Here is a 19,688-nt window from a genome sequence, read left to right on the forward strand (position 1 = left end):
TTCAGCTGCCGCGCAGCGCCTTCAGCAGCTTCTGGCCGGCGCGCCCGCTGGGCTCCTGCCCCAGGCGCGCCTGCTCGGCGCGGATTGCCACGCGGCTCTTGTCGCCGAGCATGCCGTCCACCTCGCCGATGTCGTGGCCGCGCGCGATCAGCAGCGTCTGCACCTCGCGGCGCTCGGCGCGCGAGAGGCCCGGGTCGTCGGTGGGCCAGGGCGTGACGAAGGGGCCGCCGCCGCGCAGGCGGTCCGACAGGTGCGCGATCGCCAGGCCGTAGCTCTCGGCCGCGTTGTAGCTGTAGATCGCGTCGAAGTTGCGCAGCACCAGGAAGGCCGGGCCTTGCGGGCCGGCGGGGGTGAGCAGGCCGGCGCTGCCGCTGGCCGGCAGGGGCGAGCCATCCACCCGCTTCACGCCGCGCGCCACCCAGTCTTCCATGGTGCGCTTGGTGCGGCGGCCTTCGCTGCTGGCGTTGAAGCCGGGGGGCAGCTTCACCTCGAAGCCCCAGGGCTGGCCGCTCTGCCAGCCGGCCTTGGCGAGGAAGTTCGCGGTCGAGGCCAGGGCGTCGGGCGTGCTGTCCATCAGGTCGGCGCGGCCGTCGCCATCGAAGTCCACCGCCAGCCGCTCGAAGGTGCTGGGCATGAACTGCGTGTGGCCGAACGCGCCGGCCCACGAACCCACCAGCCGGTTGGGCGCGATGTGCCCGGCCTGCAGGATGCGCAGCGTGGCGTAGAACTCGGTGCGGAAATAGGCCTGCCGCCGCCCGAAGCAGGACAGCGTGCCCAGCGACTGCACCAGCGGCGACTTGCCGAAGGTCTGGCCGAAATTGCTCTCCACTCCCCACACCGCCACCACCGTGGCGGGGTCCACGCCGAAGCGCTCCTGCACCCGCCTGAGCGTCTCCGCGTGCAGCGCCAGCATGGCCTGGCCCTCGGCCACGCGCTGATCGTCCACCAGGCCGGCGAGGTAGTCCCAGATCGCGGTGCGGAACTCGGGCTGGAAGTTCAGCTTGTCGATCACGCTCATGTCGGGCGCCAGGCCCAGCGTGTGCTGCGTGAAGGTCGCCTCGCTCACGCCCACCGCGCGGGCGGGGGCGCGCAGCGTGTTCAGGCAGTTCTCGAATTCCTGGGGCGCGGGCGCCGGGGTGGGGCTGGGGGCCTGTGCCTGGCCGGCGGTGGCGAACAGGGCGGTGCAGAGGGCGGCGAGCAGGTGCGGGGCGGGGCGTCGGGCTTTCATGCGCCCGATCTTAGCCACGCACCCCGCCAGGGGCTTCAGTTCAATGCGGCATCGAGTAACAGCATGAACACGAAACCCGCCAGCAGCGTGCCCGTGGCCAGGGTTTCGAAGCCGTTGCGGTGCGTCTCGGGAATGATCTCGTGGCTCACCACGAACAGCATCGCGCCGGCCGCCAGGGCCAGTCCCAGCGGGTAGAACGCCGGCAGGCTGCCCAGCACCGCGAGGCCGAGGATGGCCCCCAGCGGCTCGGCCAGGCCGGTGAGCGCGGCCACGCCCCAGGCCTGCGCCGCGCTGCGGCCCAGCGTGCGCAGCGCCATGGCCACGATCAGGCCCTCGGGCATGTTCTGCAGGCCGATGGCCAGGGCCACCGAGGCGCCGGCCTGCGCGCCCGCCGCGTCCTGCGGGCCGGCATAGGCGGCGCCCACAGCCAGGCCTTCGGGCACGTTGTGGATCAGGATGGCCAGCACCATGAGCTTGGCACCCTGCACCGCGCCAGCGGTGTGAGAAACCGCGTGACCCTGCGCCGCTGGCGGCAGCACCGCGTGTTCGTGCGGCGTGAAGCGGTCCACCACGAGCATCAGCCCCATGCCCAGCGCCAGGCCCACACCGCTGAGCGCGGCAGCGCTCACGCGGCCACCGAAGAGGGCCTGCCCCGCGTCGAGCGAGGGCAGCAGGAGCGCGAAGATCGCCGCCGCCAGCATCACGCCGGCCGAGAACGACAGCAGGGCGGCCTCCTGCAGCTTGCTCACGCGCTGCACCAGGAACACCGGCAGCGCGCCCACGGCGGTGGCCACCGCGGCCAGCAGCGAGGCCTGCACGCCGGCCGCCATGGCGCTGCCGTGTTCGGCTGCGTCCCACCAGGCGCGCGTGGGCGCCCAGAAGGTGCTGAGCGAGGCCAGGCCCGCCATCACCAGCAGGCCGGTGCCCAGGGCCAGCAGGGCGTTGCGCAGGGCGTGGGGCGGCAGCGGAAGTTGCTGCAGCTGCACCCAGGCGGGTCGGACTTGTCGGATCAGTTCAGCCATGGAAGCTCCTGCGTCGAATGGAAAGTGGCTTTTAGTTTGACAAAAACTATCAACGCAGGCCAATCGATGTTGTCAATGAAGGGGATAGGGAGCGCCGGTACAGTCGGGCTGGATGAACTTGTCGATCACGCCCCTGGCCGAACCCCATTTCACCGAGCTTCACCTGGTGCTCGATGCGGTGGCGCGCGAAAAGCGCTTTCTCGCGCTGACGCAGGCACCGCCCCTGACCGAGGCCATCGCCTTCTTCCGGCAGAACCTGGACCAGGATCGCCCGCATTTCGTCGCGCTGCTGGACGGCGCGGTGGTTGGCTGGTGCGATGTGCTGCCGGTGTTTGGTCAGGCGCGGGCGCACATCGGCGTCCTGGGCATTGGCCTGTTGCCTTCGGCGAGGCACCGGGGCCTGGGCAGGCAGCTCATGGCCGCCGCCATCGACAAGGCGTGGCGCCAGGGCCTGACGCGCATCGAACTCACCGTGCGCGCGGACAACCCCAACGCGCGCACGCTCTACGAGCGCCTGGGCTTTCAGCACGAAGGCGTGCAACGGCAGGCGTTCCGGGTGGACGGCCAATTCATCGACAGCCATGCCATGGCTTTGCTGCGCCAGGCGGCCTGACCGGCTTGTGCACGGCGCACCTGCTGGACAAGCTCGCCTGCCTCGAGAAGCGGGGCACGTTGCAGAGCGCGGAGCAGTTCATCAAGCTGGCCGCATAGCGGGGCTGCGGGTGGCGCCAAGCCCTGAGGCGGTGAGCGCCTCCCGCACAATACCGGCCATGTCACCCATGCCTCCCCCCATCGCCGAGTTCTGGCGGGCCTTTGTCGCGTCGACCGCCGGCGTCGACGAATCGCGTTTCTACGAAGCGTTCTACTTCGCCGACAGCGAGGCCCTGGCGGATTCGCTCGCTGAACTCGTGCTGTCCGGCACGAAGCGCGCGACGGCCTCGGCCGTCTGGACTTTCGAGGCGCAGGGCAGGCACGCGCCGGAGCCGGGCGACCTCAGCGTCGTGACCAACTGGGCCGGTGTGCCGCAATGCGTCATCGAAACCGTGGCGGTTGACGTGGTTCCCTTCCACCAGGTCAGCGCCGAGTTCGCGGCCACGGAGGGCGAGGGGGATGGCTCGCTGACGTACTGGCGCGAAGCGCATGCGCAGTTCTTCCAGCGCGAGTGCGCCTTGCATGGGCGCGCCTTCACCGAAGACATGCCGTTGGCCTGCGAGCGCTTCAAGGTGGTGTACCGGCCGAGCCCCTGAAGCGCTGCCCGAAAAAAAAGCGACGCCGAGGCGTCGCTTTTTTCTGAGCGTTCCAAGCCTCAGCTGAAGAACGACTTGGCCTTCTCGAACCAGCCCTTGTCGTTCGGGCTGTGCTTGTGGCCACCCTTCTTGAACGACTCGTCCAGCTCCTTGAGCAGCTTGCGCTGGTGCTCGGTGAGCTTGATCGGCGTTTCCACCGCCACGTGGCAGTACAGGTCACCGGGGTAGCTGCTGCGCACGCCCTTGACGCCCTTGCCGCGCAGGCGGAAAGTCTTGCCGCTCTGCGTGCCTTCGGGCAGGTCGATGGTGGCCTTGCCCGCCAGCGTGGGCACGTCGATCTCGCCGCCCAGGGCGGCCACCGTCATGCTCACCGGCACCTGGCAATGCAGGTCGTCGCCCTCGCGTTCGAAGATGTCGTGCTTGCGCAGTCGCACTTCGATGTAGAGGTCGCCCGAGGGGCCGCCGTTCTGGCCCGGTTCGCCGTTGCCGGTGCTGCGGATGCGCTGGCCGTCGTCGATGCCGGCGGGGATCTTGATCTCCAGCGTCTTCTGGCGCTTGATCTTGCCCTGGCCATGGCAGGTGGTGCAGGGCTCGGGAATGATCTTGCCCTGGCCGTGGCAGGTCGGGCAGGTCTGTTGCACGCTGAAGAAGCCCTGGCGCATCTGCACCGAACCCTGGCCGTGGCAGGTGGTGCAGGTCTTCACGCTGGTGCCGGGCTTGGCGCCGGTGCCACTGCAGGTTTCGCAGTTGTCCCATGAGGGGATGCGGATCTGCGTCTCCTTGCCGGCGGCAGCTTCTTCCAGCGAGATTTCCATCGCGTAGGACAGGTCGGCGCCCCGGTACACCTGGCGCCCGCCGCGCTGACCGCCGCGCGCACCACCGAAGATGTCGCCGAAGATGTCGCCGAACGCATCGCCGAAACCGCCGAAGCCCTCGGCGCCACCCGGGCCACCGCGCATGTTGGGGTCCACACCCGCGTGGCCGTACTGGTCGTAGGCCGCCTTCTTCTGCGGGTCCGACAGCATCTCGTAGGCCTCCTTGGCCTCCTTGAACTTCTCTTCGGCCGCCTTGGCCGCATCACCCTGGTTGCGGTCGGGGTGGTGCTTCATCGCCAGCTTGCGATACGCCTTCTTGATCTCGTCGTCGCCGGCGTTCTTGGGCACGCCCAGCACTTCGTAAAAATCGCGTTTAGCCATGGTCTCTAACTGCTTGGGTGGAACACAAACGCCGCGTCAGGTTGCCCGGACGCGGCGAGTGATGATCGGAAGCGGGCCCCCGATCAGCCCTTCTTGACTTCCTTGACTTCGGCGTCGACCACGTCGTCGTCGGCCGGCTTGCTGCTGCCTTGCGGTTCGGCGCCTTCAGCGGCACCGCCCGCAGCGGCGGCTTCGGCCTGTGAGGCGGCGTAGACCTTCTCGCCGAGCTTCTGGCTGGCGGCCATCAGGGCTTCGGTCTTGGCCTCGATGGCTTCCTTGTCATCGCCCTTGGCGGCTTCTTCCACGTCCTTCAGCGCGGCTTCGATGGCCTCCTTCTCGGCGCCTTCGAGCTTGTCGCCGTGCTCGCCCAGCGACTTCTTCACGCTGTGCACCATGGCTTCGGCCTGGTTGCGGGCCTGCACCAGCTCGACCTTCTTCTTGTCGTCGGCGGCGTTGAGCTCGGCGTCCTTCACCATCTGCTGGATCTCGTCTTCCGACAGGCCCGAGTTCGCCTTGATGGTGATCTTGTTTTCCTTGCCGGTGCCCTTGTCCTTGGCGCCCACGTGCAGGATGCCGTTGGCGTCGATGTCGAACGACACCTCGATCTGCGGCATGCCGCGCGGTGCGCTGGGGATGCCTTCGAGGTTGAACTCACCGAGCAGCTTGTTGCCCGAGGCGATCTCGCGTTCGCCCTGGAACACCTTGATGGTCACGGCCGGCTGGTTGTCCTCGGCGGTGGAGAAGACCTGCGAGAACTTGGTCGGGATCGTGGTGTTCTTGGCGATCATCTTGGTCATCACGCCACCCATGGTCTCGATGCCCAGGCTCAGCGGGGTCACGTCGAGCAGCAGCACGTCCTTGCGGTCGCCGGAGAGCACCTGGCCCTGGATGGCGGCCCCCACGGCCACGGCTTCGTCGGGGTTCACGTCCTTGCGCGGCTCCTTGCCGAAGAACTCCTTCACCTTCTCCTGCACCTTGGGCATGCGGGTCATGCCGCCGACCAGGATCACGTCGTGGATGTCGGAGACGCTGATGCCGGCGTCCTTGATGGCCGTGCGGCAGGGCGCGATGGTGCGCTCGATCAGCTCCTCCACCAGCGCTTCGAGCTTGGCGCGCGTGAGCTTGATGTTCAGGTGCTTGGGACCCGAGGCGTCCGCGGTGATGTAGGGCAGGTTCAGGTCGGTCGCGGCCGAGCTGGAGAGCTCGATCTTGGCCTTCTCGGCGGCTTCCTTCAGGCGCTGCAGGGCGAGCACGTCCTTGGACAGGTCGACACCCTGTTCCTTTTTGAACTCGCCGATGATGTAGTCGATGATGCGCTGGTCGAAGTCTTCACCGCCCAGGAAGGTGTCGCCGTTGGTGGAGAGCACCTCGAACTGCTTCTCGCCGTCCACGTCGGCGATCTCGATGATGGACACGTCGAACGTGCCGCCACCCAGGTCGTACACGGCGATCTTGCGGTCGCCCTTTTCCTGCTTGTCCAGGCCGAAGGCCAGGGCGGCGGCAGTGGGCTCGTTGATGATGCGCTTCACGTCCAGACCGGCGATGCGGCCAGCGTCCTTGGTGGCCTGGCGCTGGGCGTCGTTGAAGTACGCGGGCACCGTGATCACGGCTTCGGTGACGGGCTCGCCCAGGTAGTCCTCGGCGGTCTTCTTCATCTTGCGCAGGATGTCGGCGCTGACCTGCTGGGCCGAGATCTGCTTGCCGCGCACTTCCACCCAGGCGTCGCCGTTGTCGGCGGCCACGATGGAGTAGGGCATGAGGTTGATGTCCTTCTGGACTTCCTTCTCGGTGAACTTGCGGCCGATCAGGCGCTTGATCGCGTACAGCGTGTTCTTCGGGTTGGTGACGGCCTGGCGCTTGGCCGAGGCGCCGACCAGCACTTCGCCGTCTTCCTGGTAGGCCACGATCGACGGCGTGGTGCGCGCACCCTCGGCGTTCTCGATCACCTTGGTGTTGTTGCCTTCCATGATGGACACGCACGAGTTGGTGGTGCCCAGGTCAATGCCGATGATTCGTCCCATGTTGTTGCTCCGATGCGAAAAGTGAGGATGTGGTGAAAAACGATGTGGGGAAGGTGTGGATAACCGGTGGGTATTTCAAGTCCGCCGGTTGATCATTTGGGGGCTGCCACCGTCACCAGGGCCGGGCGCAGCACGCGGTCGGCAATGAGGTAGCCCTTCTGCAGCACGCTGACCACGGTGTTGGCCTCCTGGTCGGCAGGCACCACGCTGATGGCCTGGTGCTGGTGGGGGTCGAACTTCGCGGCCCCGGTCGGGTTGATTTCCAGGACCTTGTGGCGCTCCAGCGCGCTTTTGAGCTGCTTGAGCGTGGCCTCGGTGCCTTCGCGCAGCTGTTCGCGCGTGGCTTCCTGGATGGCCAGGCCGGCTTCGAGGCTGTCGGCGACGGCCAGCAGGCTCTCGGCAAAGCTTTCCACGGCGAACTTGCGGGCCTTGCTGACCTCTTCCTCGGCGCGGCGGCGGGCGTTTTCGGCCTCGGCCTTGGCGCGCAGGAACTGGTCGGCCAGGTCGGCGTTCTGGGCCTTGAGCGTGGAGAGATCCTGGGTCAGGGCGGCGACGGCATCGGCCTGGTTGGCGGCCTCGGCGGCCAGGGCCTCTTCGGGGCTCAGGGGCGCGTTCGGGTCGGGCTGGTCGGTGTGGGGTGTCGTCTGGCTCATGGGTCTTTGAAGTGCGTGAAGTCAATGGCCAGGACGGCCATGCAGGGCAATTGGGGCCGACGGGCCCGGATTCAAGGGTGGGAAGTGGCACTTTGGCCACCGGTGGACGCTGCCGGCGCGAAGGCGGCCTGTCCAGGGGCGTGATTCTATGTCCCGGCGGGCGGGGGATGGGCGGCGCGCGCCTGCTGGTGTGACCATTTGCCCGCGAATTGCTGCACGTCCACCAGGCGGCGCGCCAGATCGGCGCCCTGGGTGGTGAGCCGGTAGCCATGGCCGCTGTGGTCCACCAGGCGGGCGGCGCGCAGCTCTTTCAGGCGGGTGTTGAGCGTGTTCGGGGTGACGCCGCCGACGCTGTCCTGCAGGAGCCGGAAGGTCTGGGGGTGGCCGTCGCTCAGGGCCCAGATCACGCGCAGGGCGTAGCGCGATTCCAGCAAGTCGAAGAGTTGCATCACGGCAGCGTTGTCCTTGGCACTCATGCGAGGTCTCCTGCGACGGGCCCGTCTGGTCCTCGCAATATACGGCCCGCGCTACCGGTTTGCTAGCTGCGGGAACCCCCGTTCTGTGGCGCAAAGGCCAAGGCTACGGACTTACCCGGATTGCGCGGGCGTGGCCGGGCGGCGGTAGACCTTGCGCAGCAGGCCGATGAGGGTCTGCAGTTCCTCGGTCGAGAGGCGGTCGGCCACGTCGCGCTCCAGCGAGGTGGCCGTGGCCTGGGCCTCGCGGTACAGGCGCTGGCCGGCGGCGGACAGGTGCAGACCCTGGGCGCGCCGGTCCGTGGGGTGGGGTTTGCGCAGGATCAGGCCGCGTTTGTGCAGGCTCTTGATCATGCCGACCAGGTTGGGCGGCAGGATGTCCAGGGCGGCGCAGATCTGGCGCGAGGTCACGCCCGGGTTGTGCGCGATCACCGAGACCACGGAGAAGTCCACCGGCCGCATGCCGTAGGGCTCCATGCGGCGCAGGAACACGGTGATCACGGCCAGCGCGGTGCGCCGCGCGTTGTAACCCAGCAGGGTTTCGAGGTAGCTGGTGTCGATCTCGGGCCCCGTGCTGTCCAGGGCGCTCTCCGGCGTCAGCTCGGCCGCCGTGGGCTTGCGCGGGCCGCGCGGGCGCCGCAGGGCGTTGGCGGTGGAGGGGGCGGTTTCGGACATGGTTTAGCTGACCAGGGTGGCGTCCATCATGGCCAGGCGCATCTGAAACTCGGGCCAGACCCAGCGCCAGAAGGCGGCGCGGGCCTCGGCGCCGTGGCCGGCGGTGGCGGCCAGGCGCTCCCAGGCCCAGGCCATGAGCAGCAGGGCGGTGGCGCGCAGGAAGTCGTCGGCCAGCCAGAACGGGCGCTCGGCGGAGGCGCCGGCCAGGGGCACGATCCGCTCGCGAACGAAGTCGTCGAAACGCGCCAGGGCCTCGCGGGTGGCCGCCGCCTCGGGCAGGGCGGCCAGGTCGCTGGTGAGGTCGGCCAGCAGGGCCTGCAGCGCGGCCGCGCCATCGGGCAGGGTCTTGCGCACCAGCAGGTCGATGGCCTGGATCTCGTTCGTGCCCTCGTAGATCATGGCCACGCGCGCGTCGCGCACGTGCTGTTCGATGCCCCATTCGCGCACGTAGCCGTGCCCGCCGAACACCTGCAGGCAGGCGCTGGCGCCGCTGAAGGCCTGCTCGGTCCAGGCGGACTTGAGCACCGGCGTGACCAGGCTGCACCAGCGCGCGGCGGCCTCGCGCCGGGCGGCGTCGGGGTGGTGCTTCTGGATGTCGAGTTCGAGCGCGGTGCGGTAGGCGATCACGCGCCCGGCGTCGATCCAGGCGCGCTGAGTGTTCAGGATGCGCTGCATCGCCGGGTGCAGCGCGATCAGGTCGGCCTCACCCGCTTTGCTCGCGGTGCCGGGCGCGCGCATCTGGCGGCGCTCCCGCGCGTAGGCATGGGCTTTCTGCCAGGCCGCGTCGAGCAGGCCCACGCCCTGCAGGCCCACCAGCAGGCGCGCGGCGTTCATCATGACGAACATGGCGTTGAGGCCCTTGCCGGGCTCGCCCACCAGGGACGCGGTGGCTTCGTCGAAGCGCATCACGCAGGTGGGGCTGCTGTGCAGGCCCATTTTTTCCTCGATGCGCTCGCAGTGCACGGCGCTGCGGCTGCCGTCTTCGTGGAACTTGGGCACGAGGAAGAGCGAGAGGCCCTTGGGGCCGGGCGGGGCGTCGGGCAGGCGCGCGAGCACCAGGTGCACGATGTTGTCCGCCAGGTCGTGTTCGCCGCCGGAGATGAAGATCTTGGTGCCGCTGAGGGCGCAGCGCCCGTCGGCCAGCGGCACGGCCTTGGTGCGCACCAGGCCCAGGTCGCTGCCGGCGTGGGGCTCAGTCAGGCACATGGTGGCGAGCCATTCGCCCGAGGCCAGCTTCTCCAGGTAGCGGGCCTTGAGCTCGTCGCTGCCGTGGTGGCGCAGGCATTCGTAGGCGCCGTGCAGCAGGCCGGGCGCCATGGTCCAGCCGTGGTTGGCGGCGTTGAGCATCTCGTGCAGCACCGCTTCCACCACGGTGGGCAGGCCCTGGCCGCCGTCTTCGGTGGCGCTGGCCAGCGAGGGCCAGCCGGCCTGCCAGAAGGCCTGGTAGGCGTCGCGGAAGCCGGGCGGCATGGTGACCGCGCCGGCGTTCCATTGCGCACCCACCTCGTCGCCTTCGCGGTTGAGCGGGGCGATCACCTCGCCGACGAACTTGCCCGCTTCCTCGATCACCTGCGTGAGCAGGCCGGTGTCGGCGTGTTCGGCCAGCGCGGGCAGCTCGGCGATGCGTTCGTGCGCGCGCAGCACGTCGAACAGCACGAAGGCGTGTTCGGCGGCGCGGGGCTGGTAGGCGTTCATGCGGTGGTGGTTTTGCGCGCGGTGCCGAGGTAGGTCTCGATCACGCGTGGGTCGCTGGCGAGTTCGCTGGCCGGGCCCTGGGCACTGAGTTCGCCCATTTCGAGCACGTAACCATGGTCGGCCACCTGCAGCGCGGCGCGCGCGTTCTGCTCCACCAGCACGATGGTCACGCCGGTCTGGCGCAGGCGGTCGATGATGGCGAAGATCTCTTTCACGATCAGCGGCGCCAGGCCCAGGCTGGGCTCGTCGAGCATCAGCAGGTCGGGCGCGGACATGAGGGCTCGGCCCACGGCCAGCATCTGGCGCTCGCCGCCCGAGAGCGTGCCGGCGAGCTGCACGCGGCGTTCCTGCAGGCGCGGGAAGATGCTGTAGACGTCGTCCAGGCGGCTGCGCCACTTCGCATTGCCCAGCCGCATCTGGCGGAAGCCGCCGAGCAGCAGGTTGTCTTCGACGGGCATGGTGCCGAACAGCTCGCGCTTCTCGGGCACCAGGGCCATGCCGTTCATCACGCGCTCTTCGAGCGTGAGGGTGCTGATGTCCTGCCCGCGGAACTCGATCGCGCCCTGGCCGGGCAGGATGCCCATGAGGGTGTTGAGCAGGGTGGACTTGCCCGCGCCGTTGGGGCCGATGACGGTGATCACGCCACCGGGCTGGGCCTGCAGGTCGATGCCGTGCAGCACCTCGGCGCGGCCATAGCCGGCGCGCAGGCCCTTGACTTGAAGAATGGGGGGTGTGCTCATGTCAATGCTCCGTGCCGAGGTAGGCGGCGCGCACCTTGGGGTCCTGCTGTACGTGTTCCGGGTCGCCCTGCGTGAGCAGGGTGCCGAATTCCATCACCACCAGGTGGTCGCAGATCTGCATCACCAGGTCCATGTCGTGCTCCACCAGCAGGATGCTCATGCCCTCGGCCTTGAGCTGGCGCAGCACGCCGGCCAGGGCCTGCTTTTCCTTGTGGCGCAGGCCGGCGGCGGGTTCGTCGAGCAGCAGCAGGGTCGGGTCGGCGCACAGGGCGCGCGCGATTTCCATGAGGCGCTGCGGGCCCATGGCCAGGTTGCCGGCCTGTTCGTGCAGGTACTCGCCCATGCCGATGCGTTCGAGCTGGCGCTGCGCCTCGCGGAACAGCTGGCGTTCCTCGGCGCGGTTGGCGCGCAGCATGGCGGGCAGCACGCCCTTGCGGCCGCGCGTGTGCGCGCCCAGGGCCACGTTCTCCAGCACGGTCATGTCCGGGATCATCTTCACGTGCTGGAAGGTGCGCGCCATGCCCAGCTGCGCGATGGCGCGCGAGGGCTTGCCGATCACGTTGCCACCCTGGAAGCGCACTTCGCCGCTGGTGGCAGGCAGCACGCCGGTGATCAGGTTGAAGGTGGTGGACTTGCCGGCGCCGTTGGGGCCGATCAGGCCGACGATCTGGCCGGCGTGGATCTGGAAGCTGATGTCGTTCACCGCCACCAGGCCGCCGAACTGCATGCGCGCCTTCTGCACGTCGAGCACCAGCTCGCCCGCGGCGGGCTTGGCGCGCTCGGGCAGGGCGGCGGCGTTCTGCCAGTCCACCGTGCGCGGCTTGGGTTTCCTGTTTCTGCCGACGATGGACCACAGGCCGTCGGGCAGGTACTTGAGCACCACGACGAGCGCGATGCCGAAGACGATCACCTCGTAGCTGCCGCTGGTGCCGATGAGGCGGGGCAGCAGCACCTGCAGCTGGTCTTCGAGCACGCGGATCAGGCCGGCGCCGACGATGGCGCCCCACACGTGGCCCACGCCACCGATGACGGCCATGAACAGGTACTCGATGCCCATCTTCAGGCCGAAGGCCGAGGGGTTCACCGTGCGCTGGAAGTGCGCCAGCAGCCAGCCCGCCACCGAGGCGAACAGCGCGGCCAGCACGAACATGGTGACCTTGTAGCGGAAGGTGTTGATGCCCATGGCCTCGGCCATCTGCGAGCCGCTCTTGAGCGAGCGCATGGCGCGGCCCGCGCGCGAGTCCAGCAGGAACATCAGCGCGGCCACGAAGGCCAGCAGGATGAACCAGGTCAGCACGAAGAAGGCGCGGCCCTGGCCGATGTCGAAGCCGCCGATGGACAGGCTCTTGATGCCCAGCAGGCCGTCGTACTTGCCCAGCGCGTCCAGGTTGCCCATGAGGTAGTACAGCGACAGGCCCCAGGCGATGGTGGCCAGCGGCAGGTAGTGGCCCGACATGCGCAGCGTGATCAGGCCCACGAGCAGCGCGCTGCCGGCGGTCAAGGCCATGCCGATGAACAGCGTGATCCAGGGCGACACGCCCAGGTTGAGCGTGAGCCAGGCGGTGGTGTAGGCACCGATGCCGACGAAGGCCGCCTGACCGAACGAGGTGAGGCCGCCCACGCCCGTGAGCAGGATCAGGCCCAGCACCGTCATGCTGTAGATGCCGATGTAGTTGAGCTGTGTGACCCAGAAATCGGGCAGGGGCGCGAGCGCCAGCAACGGGATCGCGATGGCCAGGATCAGCAGGCCCAGGTTTTGAGTTTTTGGCATATCGGTTATCTACCCGTTTGAAACAACGCCGTTCCAGAACACCGCGGAACTGGCTTTGCCAGGCCGCAGGTGTTGCCCCGTGGGGGGAGGCGCCGCAGGCGCTTCGGGGGGAGCTTCATCTAGTGGTCCTCGTCAGAATGCTTGCTGCTCAGGGACCTGAAGAGCAGAACGGGGAGGATCAGGGTGAAGACGATCACTTCTTTGAAAGCGCTGGCCCAGAAAGAGCCGAAGGCCTCGATCACACCGACGCCCAGGGCCGCGACCAGCGCGCCCGGGTAGCTGGCGAGGCCGGCCGCCACGGCGGCCACGAAGCCCTTGAGGCCGATCAGGAAGCCGGAGTCGTAGAACACGGTGGTGGTCGGGCCGATCAGCAGGCCCGAGAGGGCGCCGATGAAGGCCGCCATGGTCATGGTCAACTGGCCGGAGGCTTGCGAGGAAATGCCCATCAGGCGGGCGCCGGTGCGGTTGACGGCGATGGCGCGCAGCGCCTTGCCGCGCAGCGAACGCTCGAAGTACAGCCAGAGCATGACGATGAGGGCCACGGTCGCCGCGAAGGTGATGATGGCCTGGCCGGACAGCATGACGGGGCCTAGCTGGAAGCGCGTGTCCCAGAACGCCGGGTTGCGGAAGCCTTCGGCGCCGAAGAACAGCAGGCCCAGGCCGGTCAAGGCGAAGTGCACGCCGACCGACACGATCAGCAGCACCAGCGGCGTGGAGCTCTCCAGCGACTGGTAGGCCACGCGGTACACCAGCGGGCCGTACACGGTGACCACCGCCACGCTGAGCACCGCCTGCACCCACAGCGGGAACTGCTGCGGCGCGGCCCAGATGGCGACGAGAGAGACGACGACGGGCAAGGCGAGCGTGCGCGCGGCCGCCTTAAGGGCGATCAGCGCATTGCGCTGGTGCTGCCAGCGGCCGAACAACTCCATCAGCGCGGCCACGCCGGCCAGCAGCAACAGCAGCCACACGGTGCCGGGCACCTTGCCGGTCTGGAAGATGGCCAGGGTGAGTGCGCCGTACGCGACGAACTCCCCCTGGGGAATGAAGATGATCCGGGTGACGGTGAACACCAGGACGATGGCCAGCCCCAGCAGCGCGTACACCGCACCGTTGGTCAGACCATCCAACGCCAGGATGCTGGCGATTGAGAAATCCATAAAAGCCTCAGCGCAAGAAAGAGACACTCTCGAACAGGGACACCGAGGGTCCGGCTCCGCCGGCCCCAGGTGTCGTCCCCCCTCGAAGCGCCGAAGGCGCGCCACAGAGGGGGGAAGCCGCGTCAGCGGCGCAGGGGGGAGCCCCGGATCACTCCACCTTGAACTTGCCGTCCACGACCTTGAGCATCACACCGGTCTCATTGGTGAAGCCCCAGTGGTCTTCCTTGGTCCAGTTCATCACGCCGTGCGAGAACACGGTGCGGCCCATGGTTTCGAGTGCGTCGCGCAGACCGGTGCGGAACTCGGGTGTGCCGGGCTTGGCGGTCTTCAGGGCGATCGGCACGGCCTTGTTCAGTGCGATGGCGGCGTCGTAGGCGTGGCCCGCGAACTGGTTGCGCATGCCTGGGCCGACCAGCTTCTCGTAGTTGGTGACGAAGTCCATGGCCACCTTCTTGGACGGGTGGTTGTCAGGCAACTGCTCGGCGATCACGGCCGGACCGGAGACCACGAAGGAGCCTTCCACGTCCTTGCCACCGATGCGCACCAGGTCGGGCGTGGCGGCCGCGTGCGTCTGGTAGATCTTGCCCTTGTAGCCGCGCTCGACGATGGCCTTGTGCGGCATGGCAGCACCCGAGCCGGTCGCCACCACCAGGATCGCATCGGGGTTGGCGGCGGTGAGCTTGAGCGCCTGCGGCGTCACGCTGGTGTCGGCGCGCGCGAAGCGCTCGGCGGCCACGATCTTCATGCCGGCCTTCTCGGCCAGCGGCGTCATGGCCTTGAGCCACAGCTCGCCGTAGGCGTCGGTGTAGCCCAGGAAGCCGATGGTCTTGATGCCCTGCTTCTTCATGTGCTCGACCACGGCGAAGCCCATCACATCGTTGCCCTGCGGCAGGCGGAACAGCCATTGGTCGGCACCGGGCGGCACGCCCACCGGCGAAGCGGCCAGCTGCACGGTCTTGGCTTCGGCGGCCACCGGGGCGATGGCCGCGGCCACCGGGGTGAGGGTCGAGCCGATGATCAGGTCGACCTTGTCGTCGGTCACCAGGCGGCGTGCGTTGGCAGCGCCCTTGCCCGGGTCGCTCGCGTCGTCCAGGACGATCAGGTTGACCTTCTCGCCGCCGATGGTCTGCGGAAACAGCTTGAACTGGTTCTGCATCGGAATGCCGAGGCCGGAGCCTGGGCCCGTGAGCGAGAGGATCACGCCGACGTTGATGTCGGCCAGCGCCGAGGTGCTGGCCAGGGCCGTGACGGCCACGGCGATGAGGGTTTTGACGGCTTTCATTCGAGTCTCCTTCTTGGGGTGGTGAAAAGGGAAAGGGCGGGGGAAAACAGCAGTTCAGGAGCAGAGTGCCTTGATGTCTTCGGGCACGGGGATCGCCTTGATGCGCTCGGGCGCTTCGGGCGGGTGAATCACGAAGGCGCGCGTTTCGGTGCCTTCGCAGAGCACGTCGTCGCCGCGCTTGACCACGTGCTTGTGCATGAACACCTTCTCGCGCCACTCGGTCACGCTGGTGTGGATCTGCAGGCGCTCGCCGTAGGTGGCCGGGCGGCTGAACTTGGTGTGGATCTCCAGCAGGGGCGTGCCGACGATGCCGCGCGTCTTGACCAGCTCGCGCCAGGGCGGCACGCCGCACTTGACGAAGAAGTTCAGCGAGGACGCGTCCATCCACTTCGAGAAATTCGGAAAGAAGACGATGCCGGCGGGGTCGCAGTCGCCGAACATCACTTCCACTTCGTAAACAACGGTCTTGGTCATATCAAAAAAGGCGGTCGGGGCGAAATGTCTGATCGAGAGATGCCGAGGAACCGGCTCTGCCGGGCCTCTGGCATCGCCCCTGAGGGGTGACGCGCCGGAGGCGCGGCGCGGGGGGAGTCTTCACCTTGGGGCCATGCGGAGTGCGCCATCGAGGCGGATCACTTCGCCGTTGAGGTGCGTGTTGGTGACGATGTGCGCGGCGAGCTGGGCGAACTCCTCGGGCTTGCCCAGGCGCGGCGGGAAGGGGATGCTGGCGGCCAGCGACTGCTGCACCGGCTCGGGCAGCTGCTTCATCAGCGGCGTGCTGAAGAGGCCGGGTGCGATGGTGCAGACGCGGATGCCGTGCTGCGCGAGGTCGCGCGCCATCGGCAGCGTCATGCCCACCAGGCCGCCCTTGGAGGCGCTGTAGGCCTGCTGGCCGATCTGGCCGTCGAACGCGGCCACGCTGGCGGTGAACACCATCACGCCGCGCTCGCCGTCTTCCAGTGCATCCAGCTTCGCGCAGGCGGCGGCGAACAGGCGGCTGGCGTTGTAGGTGCCGATCAGGTTGACGTTGATGACTTTGGCGAAGTCTTCCAGCGGCGCGGGGCTGCCGTCCTTGGCGACCACGCGCTTGGCCGAGCCGATGCCGGCGATGTTCATCAGGATGCGCGCCGGGCCGTGCGCGGCGGCGGCCTGGTCGATCGCGGCCTGCAGACTTTCGGTGTTCGTGATGTCGCACAGCAGCGCCACGCCGCCGATGTCGGCCGCGACGCGCTTGGCGTTGTCCAGGTTCACGTCGAGCACGGCGACCTTGGCGCCCAGGCGCGCGAGTTCGCGCGCGGTGGCTTCGCCCAGGCCCGAGCCACCACCGGTGACGAGGGCGGCGTGTCCTTGAATGTTCATGTCGGTCTCCTTCTTCTCTGGTTTCAGGCGTTCGGATTCTCGATCAGCAAGGCCATGCCCTGGCCGCCGCCCACACAGGCGCTGGAGATGCCGTAGCGCTGGCCGCTGCGCTGCAGTTCGCGCGCCAGCGTGAGGGTGAGGCGCACCCCGGTGGCGGCCAGCGGGTGGCCCAGCGCGATCGCGCCGCCGTTGACGTTGAGCTTGTCCAGGTCCATGCCGAGCTCGCGCGCCACGGCCAGGGTCTGCGCGCCCTGGGCTTCGTTCACCTCGAAGCGCGCGATGTCGGCGAGCTTGAGGCCGGTGCGCTCCAGCAGCAGGCGGATCGCCGGCGCGGGGCCGATGCCCATGATCTCGGGCGGCACGCCCACGGCGGCAGCGGCGACCACCCGGGCCAGGGACTTCCTGCCGTTGGCCTTCGCGTAGCTGCCGGAAGCGACCACGCAGGCGGCGGCGGCATCCACCAGGGCCGAGCTGTTGCCACCGGTCTGCACGCCGCCCTCGAACACCGGTTTGAGCTTGGCCAGCACCTCCACCGGCGAGAGGCGCGGGTGGGTGTCGGTGGCGACTTCGGTGAGCTTGCCTTGCAGCTTGATGCCACGCGCCTTGTAGCCCGCGAGTTCGAACTTCTCGGTCACCACCGGCACGATCTCACCGGCGAGAAAACCGCTTTCCTGCGCGGCCACGGCCTTGGCGAACGAGGCCGAGGCGAAGGCGTCCACGTCCTCGCGCGCGATGCTGTATTGCTTCGCCAGGTTCTCGGCGGTCTGGATCATGTTGATGCCGGCCGCCGGGTCCTTCAGCGCTTCCCACATGTAATCCTTGAAACCCACCGGCGCGCCCAGCTTGAAGCCGGTGCGGTGGTCGAAGGCGGCGATGGGGTTGCGCGTCATGCTCTCGGTGCCCACCACCAGTGCGGCGTCGCAGGCGCCGCCCTGGATGTGTTCGCCGGCCTGGCGGAACAGCTCGAAGCCGGTGCCGCAGATGCGCTGCGCCATGATGGCCGGCACCTCCACGGGCACGCCGGCGTACAGGCCGATGTGGCGCGGCAGGAAGAACTGGTCGAAGTCGCCAGGGGCCATGTTGCCGGTGACGACCGAGCCGATGTGCTCGCCGGGCACGCCCGCGCGCGCCAGCGCTTCGCGCGCGGCCTTGATGCCCAGGTCGGTGGGCGAGATGTGGCCCAGCGCACCGCAATAGTCCACCAGGGGCGTGCGCACGCCGTCGAGCAGCCAGACGTCGTCGAACGCGTTGAAGAAGCCTCGGGAAGCCATGTCGTCTTTCGTTTATTCAGGTTTCAGGATGGCGTGCAGCGTGTCCGCGTGCAGGCGTTCCACGGTCTCGGCGCGATGCGCCAGCACCGCGCGCTGGTTGATCGAGCCCTTGTCGGTGATCTCGCCGCGGTCGATGGTGGGCGGGTCGGCCAGCAGGCACAGGCGCGCGATGCGGCTGGCGCTGCCGGTGGAGGTCTTGGCCAGATCGGTCACCACGCGCTGGAAGTGCGCGAGCACGGGCGCGCTGTTGAGCACGTCGTGCAGCGAGGCCTCGGCGCCCAGGCCGCTGAGCGTGCGCACCGCGCCAGTGGGGAACACCATGGCACCGACTTCCTTCATGTTCAGGCCGGTGAGCACCACGTCCTGGATGTAAGGCGCGCCGGCCGCGATGATCTTGGCGCGCAGCGGGCCCACGCTCACGAAGGTGCCGGTGGCGAGCTTGAAGTCTTCGGCGATGCGGCCGTCGAACTTCAGGCCCTGGTGGATGTCGGTCTCGTCGATCCACTTCACCGCGTCGCCGGTCTTGAAGAAGCCTTCTTCGTCGAAGGACTCGGCGGTTTCGGCGGGCATGCGCCAGTAGCCCGGCGTGATGTTCGGGCCCTTGTAGCGCACCTCGGTCTTGCCGTCGGTGTCGACCAGCTTGAGCACCAGGCCTGGCGTGGGCAGGCCCAGGTCACCGGCCTTCACGTTCGGGCTGGTGACAAAGATGCCGAAGGGGCCGGACTCGGTCATGCCCAGGCCCGTGCCCATGACGATGCGTTCGCCGATCTCCTGCTCCTGCACCGCGTGCAGGGCGTCCCACACTGGCTGGGCCAGGGCGGCGCCCGCGTAGAAGAACATGCGCACGCGCGAGAGCAGGGTCTTGCGCAGGGCCTCGTCGGTCTTCATGGCGTTGGCAATCGCCTCGAAACCCGTGGGCACGTTGAAGTACACCGTGGGTGCGATTTCGCGCAGGTTGCGCAGCGTCTCGGCCATCAGCGCGGGCGTGGGTTTGCCGTCGTCGATGTAGAGCGTGCCGCCGTGGTACAGCACCATGCCGACGTTGTGGTTGCCGCCAAAGGTGTGGTTCCAGGGCAGCCAGTCCACCAGCACCAGCGGGTTCTCGGCCAGCACCGGCATCGACTCCGTCATCTGCTGCTGGTTGGCGCACCACATGCGCTGCGTGTTGATCACGGCCTTGGGCATCTTGGTCGAGCCCGAGGTGAAGAGGAATTTGGTGATGGTGTCCGGGCCGGTGGCGGCCATGGCGGCGTCCACCGCCGGGGTGGGCTCGGTCGCCAGCAGCGAGGCGAACGAGGTGGTGGCGCGGCCGGGCACGCTGCCCTCGGTCGTCACCAGCTCCACGTCGGCCCCCAGCGTGGCGAGCATGGCGCGGCTGTAGCGCTGCGCGTCGGCGGCGAACACCAGGCCGGGCGTGAGCGTCTTCACCACGTGGTGCAGCTTGTCGAAGTCCTGGCTCACGAGCGAATAGGCTGGCGAGGTCGGGCAGTAGGCGATGCCGGCGTAGACGCAGCCCAGCGCGAGCAGCGCATGCTCCAGGTCGTTCTCGCTCAGGATCAGCACCGGCTTGTCGGCGGACAGGCCGCGGTTCAGCAGGCCCTGGCCGATGCGGCGCGCCGCGTCGAGCGCCTGCGCGAAGCTGATGTGGCGCCATTCGCCCGTGGTGCCGTCGGGGTTCTTCGCGCGGCGCGCGAACACGGTCTGGTCGGGGCGTGTCCGGGCCCAGTGCACCAGCCGGTCGGTGATGCGACCGGGGAAGGCGGGCAGGTCCTGCTGCGCGCTCAGGTAGTGCACGCCGGTGTCGCCGTCGCGCAGGATCGCGCGGGTGACGCCGAACGTCAGAGGCCGGTAGCGGGGGGCGGCCGTGGCGGGGTTCTGGCTCATGTCTCTCTCGG

Annotated in this window: 17 protein-coding genes and 1 pseudogene; 2 read left to right on the forward strand and 16 right to left on the reverse strand. The window is 68.5% G+C overall.

The genetic code is table 11. The annotated features are described in order from the left end of the window. Position 1: 1 nt before the first annotated feature. Together ACODTB_RS01270 and ACODTB_RS01275 are read right to left on the reverse strand one after the other, a co-directional pair. On the reverse strand, positions 2 to 1,228 hold the full coding sequence (locus ACODTB_RS01270) for a lytic murein transglycosylase (protein WP_291116903.1): 1,227 nt from the start codon (positions 1,226 to 1,228) through the stop codon (positions 2 to 4). A 35-nt stretch (positions 1,229 to 1,263) separates the two neighbouring features. Further along, on the reverse strand, positions 1,264 to 2,250 hold the full coding sequence (locus ACODTB_RS01275) for a ZIP family metal transporter (protein WP_291116906.1): 987 nt from the start codon (positions 2,248 to 2,250) through the stop codon (positions 1,264 to 1,266). Between the two features lie 112 nt (positions 2,251 to 2,362). On the opposite strand from ACODTB_RS01275, the gene ACODTB_RS01280 reads away from it, so the two are divergent. Both ACODTB_RS01280 and ACODTB_RS01285 read left to right on the forward strand, forming a co-directional pair. Further along, positions 2,363 to 2,863, forward strand: a complete 501-nt coding sequence (locus ACODTB_RS01280; protein WP_291116909.1) for a GNAT family N-acetyltransferase — start codon at positions 2,363 to 2,365, stop codon at positions 2,861 to 2,863. A gap of 157 nt (positions 2,864 to 3,020) precedes the next feature. Then, entirely contained in the window at positions 3,021 to 3,497 is a 477-nt protein-coding gene (locus ACODTB_RS01285; protein ID WP_291116913.1) for an ASCH domain-containing protein, read from the forward strand. A 59-nt stretch (positions 3,498 to 3,556) separates the two neighbouring features. Here ACODTB_RS01285 and dnaJ read toward each other — a convergent pair whose 3' ends face one another. From dnaJ to ACODTB_RS01355, 14 genes and pseudogenes are all read right to left on the reverse strand, one after another. Further along, positions 3,557 to 4,693 carry a molecular chaperone DnaJ gene (gene dnaJ, locus ACODTB_RS01290; protein ID WP_291116915.1) on the reverse strand — a complete coding sequence of 379 codons (1,137 nt, stop codon included), beginning with the start codon at positions 4,691 to 4,693 and terminating at the stop codon, positions 3,557 to 3,559. 83 nt (positions 4,694 to 4,776) lie between these two features. After that, a pseudogene (gene dnaK, locus ACODTB_RS01295) lies at positions 4,777 to 6,720 on the reverse strand (molecular chaperone DnaK); the annotation flags it as partial. 86 nt (positions 6,721 to 6,806) lie between these two features. Further along, positions 6,807 to 7,367 (reverse strand): nucleotide exchange factor GrpE, encoded by a 561-nt coding sequence (gene grpE / locus ACODTB_RS01300; RefSeq protein WP_291116919.1) that lies wholly within the window; start codon positions 7,365 to 7,367, stop codon positions 6,807 to 6,809. 146 nt (positions 7,368 to 7,513) lie between these two features. Continuing rightward, a complete protein-coding gene (locus tag ACODTB_RS01305) occupies positions 7,514 to 7,843 on the reverse strand; it encodes a winged helix-turn-helix transcriptional regulator (protein ID WP_291116922.1) in 330 nt (109 codons plus the stop codon). A 111-nt stretch (positions 7,844 to 7,954) separates the two neighbouring features. Further along, on the reverse strand, positions 7,955 to 8,515 hold the full coding sequence (locus tag ACODTB_RS01310; RefSeq protein WP_291116925.1) for a MarR family winged helix-turn-helix transcriptional regulator: 561 nt from the start codon (positions 8,513 to 8,515) through the stop codon (positions 7,955 to 7,957). A gap of 3 nt (positions 8,516 to 8,518) precedes the next feature. Beyond that, positions 8,519 to 10,210 (reverse strand): acyl-CoA dehydrogenase family protein, encoded by a 1,692-nt coding sequence (locus tag ACODTB_RS01315; protein ID WP_291116928.1) that lies wholly within the window; start codon positions 10,208 to 10,210, stop codon positions 8,519 to 8,521. Beyond that, on the reverse strand, positions 10,207 to 10,950 hold the full coding sequence (locus ACODTB_RS01320) for an ABC transporter ATP-binding protein (RefSeq protein ID WP_291116930.1): 744 nt from the start codon (positions 10,948 to 10,950) through the stop codon (positions 10,207 to 10,209). Before ACODTB_RS01320 ends, ACODTB_RS01315 begins: the two co-directional genes overlap by 4 nt. A gap of 1 nt (position 10,951) precedes the next feature. Next, complete coding sequence (locus ACODTB_RS01325) at positions 10,952 to 12,721, reverse strand: branched-chain amino acid ABC transporter ATP-binding protein/permease (RefSeq protein WP_291116933.1); 1,770 nt, start codon at positions 12,719 to 12,721, stop codon at positions 10,952 to 10,954. A gap of 119 nt (positions 12,722 to 12,840) precedes the next feature. Then, on the reverse strand, positions 12,841 to 13,881 hold the full coding sequence (locus ACODTB_RS01330; RefSeq protein ID WP_291116936.1) for a branched-chain amino acid ABC transporter permease: 1,041 nt from the start codon (positions 13,879 to 13,881) through the stop codon (positions 12,841 to 12,843). 148 nt (positions 13,882 to 14,029) lie between these two features. Next, on the reverse strand, positions 14,030 to 15,163 hold the full coding sequence (locus ACODTB_RS01335) for an ABC transporter substrate-binding protein (RefSeq protein ID WP_291116939.1): 1,134 nt from the start codon (positions 15,161 to 15,163) through the stop codon (positions 14,030 to 14,032). A 54-nt stretch (positions 15,164 to 15,217) separates the two neighbouring features. After that, complete coding sequence (locus ACODTB_RS01340) at positions 15,218 to 15,637, reverse strand: acyl-CoA thioesterase (RefSeq protein ID WP_291116942.1); 420 nt, start codon at positions 15,635 to 15,637, stop codon at positions 15,218 to 15,220. Between the two features lie 120 nt (positions 15,638 to 15,757). Continuing rightward, complete coding sequence (locus ACODTB_RS01345; RefSeq protein WP_291116944.1) at positions 15,758 to 16,522, reverse strand: SDR family NAD(P)-dependent oxidoreductase; 765 nt, start codon at positions 16,520 to 16,522, stop codon at positions 15,758 to 15,760. 23 nt (positions 16,523 to 16,545) lie between these two features. Next, the gene (locus tag ACODTB_RS01350) at positions 16,546 to 17,793 is read right to left on the reverse strand and encodes a thiolase family protein (RefSeq protein WP_291116947.1); all 1,248 of its coding nucleotides are present in this window, start codon (positions 17,791 to 17,793) and stop codon (positions 16,546 to 16,548) included. A 12-nt stretch (positions 17,794 to 17,805) separates the two neighbouring features. Continuing rightward, complete coding sequence (locus ACODTB_RS01355) at positions 17,806 to 19,677, reverse strand: feruloyl-CoA synthase (protein ID WP_291116952.1); 1,872 nt, start codon at positions 19,675 to 19,677, stop codon at positions 17,806 to 17,808. Positions 19,678 to 19,688: the final 11 nt, after the last annotated feature.

The organism is Hydrogenophaga sp. FG152, assembly GCF_057809615.1.